Origin of the sequence: Paenisporosarcina indica, assembly GCF_001939075.1 — a bacterium.
Classification (GTDB): Bacteria; Bacillota; Bacilli; order Bacillales_A; family Planococcaceae; genus Paenisporosarcina; species Paenisporosarcina indica.
This window is the reverse complement of sequence record NZ_MPTA01000001.1, coordinates 164,031-177,547: the sequence shown is the minus strand read 5'-3', so window position 1 is coordinate 177,547 and position 13,517 is coordinate 164,031. Positions and strand designations below refer to the sequence as shown.

The window sequence follows — 13,517 nt, the reverse complement described above, 5'->3', positions numbered from 1 at the left end:
GAGCGTACGTGCATGAAAAAAATTGTCGTGATCGGAGCTGTCGCTGGAGGAGCCACAGTCGCTTCACAAATTCGGTATTACGATAAAGAAGCTCAAATTGTCATGTTTGACCAGGATGAAACGATGTCATATGGTGCGTGCGGGATGCCTTATTTTATTAGTGGAGAAATTGAACAAGCGGATCACTTGATTGCTGCTACGCCAGAAGAATTTAAAAGTAAACGAAATATTGAGGTTCATTTAAAACACCGTGTAACGAATATAGATCGGCAGCGTAAAGTGATTGAAGTACTTAACATCCATACACAGCAATCTTATGAAGAACCCTATGATGCACTTATTCTATCCCCTGGTGGAACGCCGATTGTTCCAGAAACGCCCGGATTAGAAAGTACGAGCATGTTCACATTACGGAATTTCAGTGACATGAAAAAAATCAATGATTTTATTAAGAAAGAAAATCCGCAAAGCTGTGTGATTGTTGGGGCTGGCTTTATTGGACTTGAGATGGCAGAAAGTTTTACTAAACTTGGAATGTCCGTTTCCATTGTGGAAAAATCACCTCAAGTAATGAACATAATGGATGTCGATTGTTCCGCTTTGGTCGAGCAGGAACTACAAAGTCATGGTGTACGAGTTTTTAAAAACACGTACATTTCCAACGTCAATGGACAGAAGATCGAACTTGAAAACGGCGAACAATTAGAAGCCGATTTCATCTTAATGAGCATCGGAGTTTCACCAAGTACCGAATTGGCTGAAAAAGCTCAATTAACTATTGGTGAAACGAAAGGCATACACACAAATGAATACATGCAAACCAATGATTCCTCCATCTATGCAATCGGAGATGCTGCGGAAAATATTGATTTCATTACCGGTGCGGCAAAACGCGTTCCTTTGGCCTGGCCTGCTCATAGGCAAGCTTACATTGTTGCCAAGCATCTTTCTGGCGAAAAAATTCCTTTCAAAGGATTGCTTGGCACATCCATTTGCAAAGTGTTCTCTCAATCAGTTGCGCTTACTGGGTTAAATGCGAAAACATTAATTGATCGTCAAATTGACTTTGAAACAATTGTTCAAAAATCTAAGTCAAATGCTGGTTATTATCCTGATCATGCGGAAATTTATTTAGTAATCCATTTCGATCCATCTACTCGAAAAATTTTGGGTGCTCAAGCTGTAGGTGGAAAAGGCGTTGACAAACGGATCGACGTTTTATCAACCGCCATATATGCCGGGCTTACAATGGATGATTTACAAGCACTTGAACTAGCCTATGCTCCTCCCTACTCTTCACCTAAAGATCCAGTGAATATGGTTGGGTATCGTGCAACTTAAAATACAAAAAATCGCTTGAGGCTGGATAAGTCTCAAGCGATTTTTATTTATTGCTGGAAATTACTTTTCCTCGACCCTGTTATGCTTTCTTTGTTTCCCCTTACGCCATACTAGGTAAATAAATCCCATAAATAAAAGATACACTAAAGCAAGAGCAGCTAAATAAGATTTATTTATCCCTACTTTATCTTTTACTGTGTAGAACTCTGCTATTTCTCTATCTATGACAAGTCGGTAATTGCCATCGTCTCTTTGACGCAAAATATCACTCTCGAATAATCCGCGGAGCTCTTGATTATCTCCAATTATTTCTTTTGAAAGGTCAAAGCTTTGTGTGCCGCTTGTATTGTTAATGGCAACAATCCATGTTTCCTCATCGTTCCATCGTTTATAAATCATAAATCCGTCTTTATTATGCAACATTTCCATCTGGCCCGTTCGAAGCGCTGCTGAGTTATTTCGAAGGTATTGAACATCCCCGATATATTCGATTAACTCCTCATCGGTTTTAAAGTTCAAGATTGGATGTGACTCTGGTGGTTTTTCCCCGTTCACAGCAATTTCTGAGCCGTATGTCATGATTGGTACACCCGGAATCGACAGTAATGTTGCCATAACCATTTTCCAGCGCATAGGTGGAAACATATTTTCTTCAGCCGCATCTGCTGTAAAACGGCGACTTTCTAGTGAGTCCGTTCGATTTATTACAGATTCTTGTGTTGTAAGTTCTGACAATTGTAATGTATCTAAATCCACATTTTTGAAGATATTGCGGAAAACATTTTCTTGTTCATTTAACAATAACGCATCAAATTTAGCGTTACTCTCTTCATTACTGATTACATATAAATCCTTATTCACTTCTTTAAGAGAATCGATCATTTGATTTATAATATTTGTATTGATTCCTTCGATCGCGGTTAAACGAATGCCATCAACGTCGTATTGTTGGACAAACGTACTTGCTGCCTCTTGTACAGCTTTTTGTACATCTTCATTGGAGTAATCCCATGAAATGGACCCATCTTCATTGTTAATCACCCAAGATGATTTTGCTGAATCAACTGCCCACACATGGTCAGCACTGACATTTTGCATAGGAAAGTCTACAATCACTTTCATTTGGTTATCATGAGTTTTTTCGAGCAAGGTGTTCATTTCTTCAGATGTTCCAAAATGACGTTCAATCGTGGAGTAATCCAAAACTCTTTTGCCATCATATGTTTCTGTTGAAAATATGGGTCCGAGAGAAATCATTGTAAAACCAAGTTTTTGAATGTGGTCCAATTTATCTGCTACTCCCAATAAATCTCCACCTGCAAATGCATTCGGTTTCCTCGTATCCACTTCGAAATCATTTTCAATTGTTGTATTAAAGTATCGATCGACTAATAAGTCATATATACTTTCGTCTTGTATGGTTTGTTTTTCCGCAGCTTGTGTTGCAATCGGTGGGATCAAACTTATACTTAACGCTAAAGTAATAGCTGTTTTTATCCATATTCCTATCTTCACGTGAGGTCCTCCTCTAACGAATCTTCAATCGTAATTTTACCAAACAGAGCTAAGACTAGCCATGAATAATAGGGAAATACCTTAAATTTACGTCTAAAGTGTGAAATTCAAGTTTTTTACAATCAACATAGAATTGCCATTAAATAAGAAACAAACATTAAACTGAACCCAAAGAAAAAACCATTTCATCTAAAATTCAGATGAAATGGTTTTTGGTTTAGTCTTATAAGTTCGTGCCCATTGGCAATATGAAGAAACCTAAGAACATGGTAATGAACAAGAAGACAAACAGTAATACCCAGAACATTGTTGTTGGTTTTTGTTTTTTCATTCGTGTCAAGATCATTTCCATCATTCCGATGACTAAAATACCGCCTAAGAATTTAAATCCATACTGCATACCCATATCTAATTTCATTCCATCAATGAATAGTGCTACACCTGTTAAAATAATGAAAACGTAGAACAAACGTAAAATCATGTGTGTGATTTTTTGTCCTTTACTGCCTTTAGCCATGATAACTGCGACAAAAAATAAAATGATGCCAATTGCCCAAGTTGCAATGTGTAAATCAATGTTAGCTAAAAAATCCAAAATCGTCACCTCTTCTAATTATTACTTAATCTACTATATCGTAACATATCTTGCATTCTTATAAGAACTATTAAGATAAGAGATGTTGACCATTCGATGAACTTGTTATTCAAAGCGATTAACTAATGTACCAATTCCCTCGACCGCCACTTTCACTGTGTCTCCAGCTGATAAGAACTTAGGTGGATTAAAACCTTTCCCCACTCCTGATGGCGTGCCTGTCAAAATCACATCTCCAGATTCAAGCGTAACAAGAGCAGAGATTTGTGCAATTAGTTCTTCAACCGTAAAAATCATATCATTTGTCTGGCCATTTTGACGAACTTCATCATTCACCTTTGTCACAATGGTCAAGTTTTGTGGATCTGGCAATTCATCTTTTGTTACCAAATATGGTCCCATCGGACATGAACCTCTTAAACTTTTCCCAAGAAAATATTGTTGATGTTTTGATTGTAGATCACGTGCTGTTAAATCATTGGCAATGGTATAGCCAAATACATGGTCATATGCTAATTTCTTCGGAATATTATCGCCTTTTTTACCAATCACTACAGCTAATTCACCTTCGTAATCATATGATGATGTCACATCCGCATGTATTGGCAACGTTTCTTCATCCGCAGCAATCGATGTAGGAGACTTCGTAAATATCATTATGTTTTCAGGAGCTTCCTGTGAACCCATTTCTTTTGCATGCTCTGAATAATTACGACCAATTGCAAGAATATTTTTCGGGGTACGAGGAATTGGCGATAGCCATTCAATGCTTGAGAACGAAAGCTTGAACTGTTCTGGTTCTTCAGAATTCAATGCAGTCTCTGCCAGCTTACGCATTTGTTCGACAAAATCCATTCCTTCTTCAATTCCTTCAACAATCTTTTGAGGGAAACTTGGAAACACTTGGAGCGTCTCTTGTATCGCTAATACATCCCAAACTGCTTCTTCTTTTTTGACCTTTGGACCAAAACGAACTTGCCCTTCATAGCGATAAGATAGAATTTTCATTCTCTGACACTCCTCAGAATTTAGAATTTGTTTTATTCAGTCTACTTTACTTCGACTTATTTTTCATCCATTTTTTCACTCTTTTTTCCATACGTCAGTCGTTTCCAGATTGCTTCAACAGGTCCTTGTCTATATTTAGTGAACCAAATTTCTGCACCTATTATTTGAATGATGAAGATTCCAATCGCCAACCAAGTTCCGGTCAAGACATCTATTTTTCCATATAAGCCAAATCCATAAGAGTAGAAAATGGTCGTTGCAATAATAGATTGTGACAAATACGTTGTCATGGACATTCTTCCTACTTTTGCAACAGGATTAAATAGCTTTTTGAACATAGATAGTTGACACAAAAGAGTAATCAACCCAGCGTATCCAATGGCTACTATTGGCCCTCCAAATATATCTTGGACAAACATATAGTAAAAGTTTGGTTCAAACACAAACGGTAATGCTTTTATAGAATAACCTACGCCCAATGATACGATCGTCAGTACCAGCCAGAAAACTTTCTTCTCGGATGTCCGCTCAATTAATTTTCCTTTAGCAGCTGCCGCTCCAATTAACATATAGGGTAAAATGGTGATCCCGATTAATATCAATGACCCTGATTCAAGATTGGCGTAACTCCAATCAGCGGCTCGTTGGATGAAAATATCTGACCAGGAACCTGAACCGAATGCAATAATTGACGATTCAATTTCTTGTACGCCCGCATAATACCCCTCACCCATTACCCCTACTAGATACATAAGAAATGCTAGTACCATATTTGGTATGAGGTAAAGTGTGAGTGCGATGCTGAGTAACCAGATACGAGACAAACGGAACAGCCAGATGGCGATAAATCCACTAATCGCATAACTAATTAATATATCGCCTGACCACACAAGAAATGCATGAAGTATGCCTAATATTAATAACACGGTCAATCTTTTAACTGCCAAAGTTGTAAATGATGCACCACGTTCCACCGATTTCGTAAATTGCATTGTTAACCCATAGCCGAAAAGAATGGAGAATAACGGGTACACACTCCCTTGCAGGACAATATCAATCCATTGAAATGTACTAGCATCCGTTAGATTCGTATACCATGTATATGGATTAATGTAGTAATATGGCGTATGAAAAGCGAGCATATTGACAATAAAAATACCGAGTAGCGAGAAGCCTCGCATCATATCAAGCGCGACCACTCGTTCATTTAATTCAGTAGGTCTGACATTCACAATGAATCCTCCAATAAAATCGTTTGATTCGCATCAAACAAATACAATATTTTCTCTTTAATTTGTATGGATAAGATGTTCTCAATTGCTTGTTGATATAGAGATAATTGCATGCCATAGCGATGGTGCATTTCGTGTAAAACAGACGACTCTGTTATTAGAACCCCATTAATCCGGTCAGTCTTGTAATCAAGAAGTACCCATTGACCATCTGCTTCTTGGAATAATCCATCTGCAATTCCTTGTAATATTTGTACATCTCCATCTTCATCTTTCAACGCATACGTAAATGGCACTTCTCGTAAGAATTGTTTAGCTTGACGTAACCTCTCAGCAATCTGTGATTGTAGAAATATCTGTATTGCCTCAACTTTTATAGACCTTGCTTCGTTTGATGTGACCAGTTGTTTGTTTTCAAGTTCACGGATGAACTGCTCAATGGATGATTTACTCGGCTCGAGATGGATGTCCACATGTTGCATCGCTGTATGCATCGCTGTTCCAATTTCTGCTGATGTCAGTCTTTGTTCATCTTGTTGTAGAAACGCTGGTCGCTTATAGACGGTTGAAATGGCTTGTTGAACTTGTGTTGGTCTAAAGTATTCAGGTTCTTCTTCTTTTCGTAATTGGTCTAAGCGTTTAAGCTCACTTACCGACTGTTTCGTTCGTTTGCCAATGGCACGTTCAAATGAATACACGGTATTGAATCGACGTTCCACTTCTGCATAGATTTGTTTTGAAACTACTGTTGTTTCGGTTGTTTCATAATCGGTTATAGGTGATTTGCTAGACATTTCTTGACGTAATTGATCTACATGAATCGTTTCAATCGACCATTTTGATGGATCCGAAACAACTCGATTGTTTGGTATGCCTTGCCACTTTGCAAAGTCAGGATGTCTAGCAATTGCCGGTCCGATCCAATCCAGAAATCCCTTGGCACGCGATCGTACATACTCTGGTAACATGTCTCCGGCATTAAACGCGATATCTTGCCATTTGTTTATGGACTTTTGTGCATCTTTCACTGTTGCAATTAATATTAATTTCTCTTTTGCCCTAGTCATCGCAACATAAAGGACCCGCATTTCTTCAGCTTTCAGCTCGAGTTGTTTCTTTTCTTTCACAGCTAAAAAAGGAAGCGATGTGTAGGAAATTCGTTTATCTGGATCGACTGCTTTTACCGCTAATCCAAAGTTTTGATCAAATAAATACAGTTGATTGAAATCCATTTGATTAAAATCTCTACCTAAACCGGCAATAAATACATAAGGGAATTCCAGTCCTTTTGAAGAATGAATCGTCATGAGACGGACCACGTTTTCTTTTTCACTCATGGCGCGCGCTGTTCCTAAATCATCCCCACGTTTTTTCATCCGATCAATAAATCGTAAAAAACGGAATAAACCACGGAATGAGGATTTCTCATAAGACATAGCACGGTCATGCAGCGTCCGTAAATTCGCTTGTCTCTGCTTGCCATTTGGCATGGCACCGACCATTTCGTAATAGTGAGTATCCATATAAATTCGCCAAATTAAATCGGCCAATGATCCTCTACGTGCTAAATTTCTCCATTCTTCAAATTGCTGAAAGAAACGCACTAATTTTTCTGCAGTATGTGGAGCAATCCCACTTCCACCTGTACGTACAAAGATTTTCAACGCTTCAAAAAATGGCTCTTTCGGTGAAGCCAAACGAATATGTGACAGTTCGGACTCTGTTAATCCGACGAATGGAGATCGGAGTACAGATGCCAAAGGAATATCTTGATACGGATTGTCAATAATCCGTAGCGTATTTAACATAATCATTACTTCAAGTGCATCAAAATATCCTTTTGATAAATTAGCATATAATGGAATCCCAGCATCTTTAAATTCTTCCGTTAAGTCTCCTGACCACGTCATGGACCTCATCAGAATGACGATATCTCTGTATTCCAAGAGACGTTCACTTTTTGTCCAAGGATCAAACACCTTCGTTTGCGCATCCATCAGTGATTGGATTTTGTTAATAATATATCGTGCTTCCCACTGTGATTTCTTCAATTCTTCTAGCTCAAGCGTTTCTTCATTGTCAGCCTCTTCATCACTACTAACTTCTTCGTCTTCCTCCTGTTGTGTAAGAATGATGAGCTCAACTGGTTCATCAACCTCTGGATAGGGGGCCCCTGGCTTCAAGGCAGCTGCATCGTCATAATCGATTTCTCCTACACGCTCGCCCATAATTTGCGAGAAAATAAAGTTCGTTGCATGAAGTACTTCGGGACGGCTTCGGAAATTGGCGTTTAAATCGATTTTCACACCTGAATTTCCTGCTTCAGTTGTAAACTTTGCATATTTATTTAAAAATAACATTGGTTCGGCCAAACGGAAACGATAGATGGATTGTTTTACATCTCCCACCATAAACATGTTTCCATTTGCTTCCGTTCCAGTTTTGACGATTTGCAGAATTGTTTCTTGTAAACGGTTGGTATCCTGATATTCATCGACTAACACTTCTTTGAACTGTGCTGTTATGTCTTTTGCAATGTTAGATGGAGAGAGTTCACCATTTTCTTCATTGGTCAAAACTTGAAGAGCAAAATGCTCAAGATCGGAAAAATCCACTAATCCTCGTTCATTTTTCGCTTGACGATATTGTTCACCGAACGATATTGTCAATTCAACTAAGGTCTTCAATATCGGATGCATTAGTCTCATTTCTTGTAGTAATCTCGCAGGCGTTCTCGTAAAGTATGAATCTTTTACATCATTAACTCTTTTTTTCAGTAAATTGCGTTTGTCTTTTGCGTTTTTTACCAGTTCTTCGTCATACGTATCTTTTCGGATGCTTGCTGCTTTGGAGAATTTCAAGTTTTGGAAGTAATCAAATGTTGACTGCCAAGACTGTGTTGAAATCCGACGAATCGCTTCAGCGATCAATAGTTGGTCTTCCTCCACCGTTTTCCCAAATGGAGCTGGACCAGCCGGTTGCAAGGCATATTGACGAATATCTTCCGTAATGGCATAGGCTTCTTCAAGCGAATGTTTAATCGTTAGTTTGAGGGCATCCATAAAAGGCAAGTCATCAATAATAAAGTCTTCCGCTACATCATAACTTTCTGGAATCGCCAATAACCACTTCTTCGGATCCGGGTGTACACTTGCGGTATCAAACAATTTATCAATAAGCGTTTCGATCAATTGATCGTCGCGGTCAGTTGTAAAACTATCTGCTAGTCGATACATGGCTTCTGGATTCTCTGCTTTATAGGCATTCTCTAAAACCTCCGCTAACACATCGTCTCTTATGAGGGCAGCTTCCGCTTCATTCGCAAGTCTGAAACCAGGATCAATATCCAGTACATACGCATATTGCTTCACGATGGATAAACAAAAAGAATGCAAAGTAGAGATTTGAGCTTTATTTAATAAGCTCAACTGTCTTCTTAAATGACTTGAAGTCGGGTCTTTTACGAGTGCTTTTTCCAACGCTTCTGCCATTCGGTGTCGCATTTCGGCTGCGGATGCATTCGTAAATGTCACAACTAGTAATTCATCGACATCGATCGGGTTTTCTTCTCGCGTTATTTTTTTAATCAACCGTTCAATTAGTACAGCCGTTTTCCCTGAACCAGCTGCTGCTGATACGAGAACGTCACGCCCTTCAGCATAAATGGCTCTCCACTGTGCATCTGTCCAGGTGACGTCTAGTGGTTTAGTCGGTATTAACATCCGGTGTGACCTCCTCTTGTATTCGTTTTGTTACTTCTTCGGCTGTTTCCACCGCTAGCTTGCGATACTTTTGGTCAGGATCAGTTGGATCAAACTGACAGACGCTTCGGAAACTGCAGTAATCGCAAGCTGTTTTGTTTTTCTTTTGATACGGCAATACACGTGTATCACCAGCGAGCATTCCATCTCCCGCTTGTTGGTGCTTGTGTCGGACAAACGTGCGTAAGTTACTCATGTCTTGGGGTGATACGACTTTTGATGATGCTTTAGACAACGAACCATTAACGTTGATTCGTACAGGGATGACTTTAGAAAATCCTTGTATATGCGTGTCCATTTCACTCAACACGTCCGTATCATCAATTAATAACCCACGCATTTTATATTTCTTGAATATTTCTTCTGCAATATCCATCTCAGATAATTCTTGATTTAGTTTCAACATTGGATTATGCACATGAACGTATAATACACCGGCAGGGTCTGCCTCTTGTCCTAGCAAAATCTCGGAATTTGTTACGGCAACGTCCAAATATGTGAGCATTTGCAATGAGATCCCATAATATACTTCGTTTAAATCCAGTTCTTTAGAAGATGATTTATAATCCACGATGCGTACATATTGTTTTCCATCAATTTTTGCAGCGTCCACTCGGTCGATTCTTCCCCGCATTTTCATTGCATGTCCATTTCGTAGAGGAATCTCTAAAGATGGTAATTGTTCTCCTGGACCAAAACCAGCTTCAATGGCAATCGGAGCAAATGTTGAAACACTGGCATGATCGCGTAAAGTGGTCATCGTGCGTTGGACAATTTGAACAAGCTTACGTTGAATATACTGATATCTTCTTGTACTCAGTAATATTTGATGGACAAAGTATGGCGTTATTTCATCCACTGCCTGTTTTGCTAATGCCCAAGCTTGCTTCGTTGAAAGTTGTGCCCATGATAGATGGAGTCTCTGCGTTTCGTCGGAAATCCATTTGAGTGCAGCATGGAATAAATCCCCGATTGCGGGTGCTTCCAGACGGTATTCTCCTCGCTCTTCCAATCTCAAGCCATATGTCGCAAAATGGGCGAATGGACAACTGAAATACTTTTCAACTCGAGACACACTCGATGTAAATGAGTCCCCGTATAAAGCATTAGTCGTCTCAGGACTCAATCGTTCCGCTTGTATGGGCTTGTTGATTGGCCGGACAACACGTTCAAAAATGGATTGCCAAAATGGATCATTCTCGTAATAGGCAGCAACAGCACGCCACTCTTCTTCCAAGCTTCCTTCAACTGCCGCTTGTTTTAATTTTGTTGCGATTGATGGTAGTGTTGCACGTGGATGTTGAATGTAGTGACTAGAATTATCTTTTAGCACAGCAGGATCAATCACTGCTAGTTCCGTTTCGACTTTTGGCAATAATTGCTGGAATCGTTTTATATATGTCGATGGAAGCAGAGCTTTTCCTTCTTCATCCGCAACTGCATACGAAATAAAAAGCTTCTCTGAGGCAGTGGTTACGGCACGGTACGCCATATACGATTCATCCATCAAACGTACTTTCGATGTTGGAGCTAATTCAAAGCCGATTTGCATAAACCATTCGCGTTCCGTATCTGACAGTAGACCATCTTGCTCAACGCGTTTTGGGAAGACACCATCGTTGACCCCAATGACAAATGCCGCTCGGATATTAGATAAGCGAGAGAGATCTACTGATGCGACTAACACTTGGTCTATGGATGGTGGGATACGCGAGAATTCCAGCGTGTCAAAACCTTCTTCCAGCAAGCTTAGGCATTCTTTCGGTGTTAATACTTCATCCCCAAACATCAAGACAAATTGGTCTAAAACATCTACCCACTGTGACCAAGCTTGATCATGTTCTGTTGCGAGCAATAAATGACCAAATTCGTTTTCTTCATCCTTCAAAATTTGCAGTTTCTCAAAAACATATAACTCTTCCATCAATTCAAATAGAGCTTGGGCAATTTCTCTGCCTGTTTTATTGTTCTTCAATTTTTGAGCGAAGTTTTTTAGAGGTTCCATCACTAAATTCCGAACAAATGTAATATCTTCTTGTAAAGCTCGTTCATCATCCGTTTGCATTTTCGAATGAAATTCAAGTCCACGATACTTTTTCACATGCCAGCGTCTCTCATCGGCCCATCTATCCCCATATATGCCCTGTGAAAGAACAAAATTCTCTAGTCGATCCGCACGTTCACGCCAAATTTCCTTGTTAGCTTGCAGCGGGAAAAATAAATCGGTTTTAATCGCTCTAAAGATCGGTTCGTATTGATAGTCGCTTAAAACTGCTTCAAATGCTGAGCGACTAAATTCGACCAAAGGATGATGTAACATGGCTTTTTTTCGATTGATGAAAACAGGAATATCGTATTGAGCAAAAGTAGTTTCAATCAGCTCATCGAATACTTCAGGTTGACGATAAAGGATGGCGATGTCTTGATAACGCATTTGTTCATCCCGTACGAGCCGTCTAATATGTCGTGCCACTGCATGAACTTCTGCTCGACGACTGTCTGCTTCAATCAAATGGACATGTTCATGATCATCAATTTTTGGAGCCGGGTAGGTATGTAAACATGCTTCAATATGTTTCAATTCATTCGTCACGAAACGCTTGTTCTCATGTAAATGGACGCTTGGTTCTATCTCCACCGAGAGATCCCGTGCCATTTCTTTTAAACGTTCTGCCGTTTTTGCAGCATTATTGAATAATGATTGATCATCCATTAAATCAAGGATTTCATCATGAACCGGAAGGGCAATCGTGACTCGTTTCGCGTGCTTCATCAACTCGCCTAAGATTTCGTATTCACGCGTCGTCATACTCACAAAACCATCGACATAAATATCCGATTCTTTTATCAGCTGTGATTGATGAATTTGTTTGGAAAGTAATGCGAAGTATCCTTCACTATCGATGTAAGCCGTTCCAAGCCGCTCTTCTAATGCGTTGAGCAATACAGACAAATCATGTGCCTTGTCTTGCAATGTACGCGGGGCTTTTACTTGTTTAAGTGATTCTTCTAAAGAATGCAAAGTGTCACAGTCCAGGCAATACCTAGTAAACTCTTTTAATAACATTTCCATCTGATTTGTAAAACCACGTTTATTAGCGGCTTGATTAAAAAGAGTAAACTCTTCTTTATGTTCTTCGAGTAATCGGCGTATTAACATACGATAGCCAAATCCACTAATCTCTTGTCTACTGATCCCACCGGTTTCTTGTAATACACGCCAAGCTAGTCGCTTAAAGGTAGAAACTTGTGTACGAATGATTCCGTTTAACTGCTCCATTGTTGATAACGCGTATTCTGTTGAAAATGACATTTGGTCAGGTACGATAAAGAATATAGGGGTCCCTCGTGGATTTCTTACTGACATTTCAGCAACCTCATGTCTCATAAAATCGGACTTCCCTACTCCTGCTCGTCCAGTAATCAATCGAAGTGACACATTCAATCCCCCTTTAGATTATGTTGATCTCTAGTTCTATAAATTTAGCTATATAAACTACGCTGTTCTTTATCGTACATTTGCATTTATTACAGATTAAGTGCCTACTTTAGAAGTAATCACATTATATTTACTTATTTATAAATATGGAGCAAAACTGTGAACAGTAGGATTTAACATAGCCATTATTTAACTACAGCAGCCTACTTTTTAAAAAATATAAATTAAAAGAAAAGCACAAGTGCCCTTTATAGTGCGAAACCTGTTTACTTTCGTTTCCGGACGGCTTCGGACTTACTTTTGCTATATCGTAGGCAAGGCATTATGGGCACATACTTCCTTTTCTTTTGGTTGTCTTATCCTTTATGATTGATTTAAAAATTAAATTGATTGTAGTGGATGGCGGCGACTCCAGCGGGAAAAGCGCGACAGTCGAGACCCCACAAGGAACGGATTGTGCGCAATCCGTTTGCGACGAGTAACCGCAGGAGCACATGTTTTCGTAGCCACCGAGGAGGCTCGGCCTCGCCCGCGGAAAGCGTCCGCCTGTTTCTGCTTCGCTACGCTAGCTTCGAAACATGAAAGTGCGTTGGAACGGAAATCAGTGGGATCAGTTACCAGAGCCT

General features: G+C 39.5%; 7 protein-coding genes. 1 reads left to right on the top strand and 6 read right to left on the bottom strand.

Going from position 1 to position 13,517, the window contains the following annotated elements; translation table 11 throughout:
* Positions 1-12: 12 nt before the first annotated feature.
* On the top strand, positions 13-1,341 hold the full coding sequence (locus GY23_RS00745) for a CoA-disulfide reductase (RefSeq protein WP_075617293.1): 1,329 nt from the start codon (positions 13-15) through the stop codon (positions 1,339-1,341).
* A gap of 60 nt (positions 1,342-1,401) precedes the next feature.
* On the opposite strand, the gene GY23_RS00740 is transcribed toward GY23_RS00745, so the two are convergent.
* The 6 genes from GY23_RS00740 to addB form a co-directional block, all read right to left on the bottom strand.
* On the bottom strand, positions 1,402-2,856 hold the full coding sequence (locus tag GY23_RS00740) for an alpha-amylase family glycosyl hydrolase (protein WP_075617292.1): 1,455 nt from the start codon (positions 2,854-2,856) through the stop codon (positions 1,402-1,404).
* 223 nt (positions 2,857-3,079) lie between these two features.
* Complete coding sequence (locus GY23_RS00735) at positions 3,080-3,451, bottom strand: YisL family protein (RefSeq protein WP_075617291.1); 372 nt, start codon at positions 3,449-3,451, stop codon at positions 3,080-3,082.
* Between the two features lie 105 nt (positions 3,452-3,556).
* The gene (locus GY23_RS00730) at positions 3,557-4,459 is read right to left on the bottom strand and encodes a fumarylacetoacetate hydrolase family protein (protein WP_075617290.1); all 903 of its coding nucleotides are present in this window, start codon (positions 4,457-4,459) and stop codon (positions 3,557-3,559) included.
* A gap of 56 nt (positions 4,460-4,515) precedes the next feature.
* Positions 4,516-5,691 (bottom strand): DUF418 domain-containing protein, encoded by a 1,176-nt coding sequence (locus GY23_RS00725; protein ID WP_075617289.1) that lies wholly within the window; start codon positions 5,689-5,691, stop codon positions 4,516-4,518.
* Positions 5,688-9,413, bottom strand: a complete 3,726-nt coding sequence (gene addA, locus GY23_RS00720; protein ID WP_075617288.1) for a helicase-exonuclease AddAB subunit AddA — start codon at positions 9,411-9,413, stop codon at positions 5,688-5,690. Before addA ends, GY23_RS00725 begins: the two co-directional genes overlap by 4 nt.
* A complete protein-coding gene (gene addB / locus GY23_RS00715) occupies positions 9,397-12,891 on the bottom strand; it encodes a helicase-exonuclease AddAB subunit AddB (RefSeq protein WP_075617287.1) in 3,495 nt (1,164 codons plus the stop codon). Before addB ends, addA begins: the two co-directional genes overlap by 17 nt.
* Positions 12,892-13,517 lie beyond the last annotated feature (626 nt).

Excerpts from the sequence above, each read along its gene's own strand:
- GY23_RS00745 (WP_075617293.1), top strand. The coding sequence starts at position 13 with ATGAAAAAAATTGTCGTGATCGGAGCTGTCGCTGGAGGAGCCACAGTC.
- GY23_RS00730 (WP_075617290.1), bottom strand. The coding sequence starts at position 4,459 with ATGAAAATTCTATCTTATCGCTATGAAGGGCAAGTTCGTTTTGGTCCA.
- addA (WP_075617288.1), bottom strand. The coding sequence starts at position 9,413 with ATGTTAATACCGACTAAACCACTAGACGTCACCTGGACAGATGCACAG.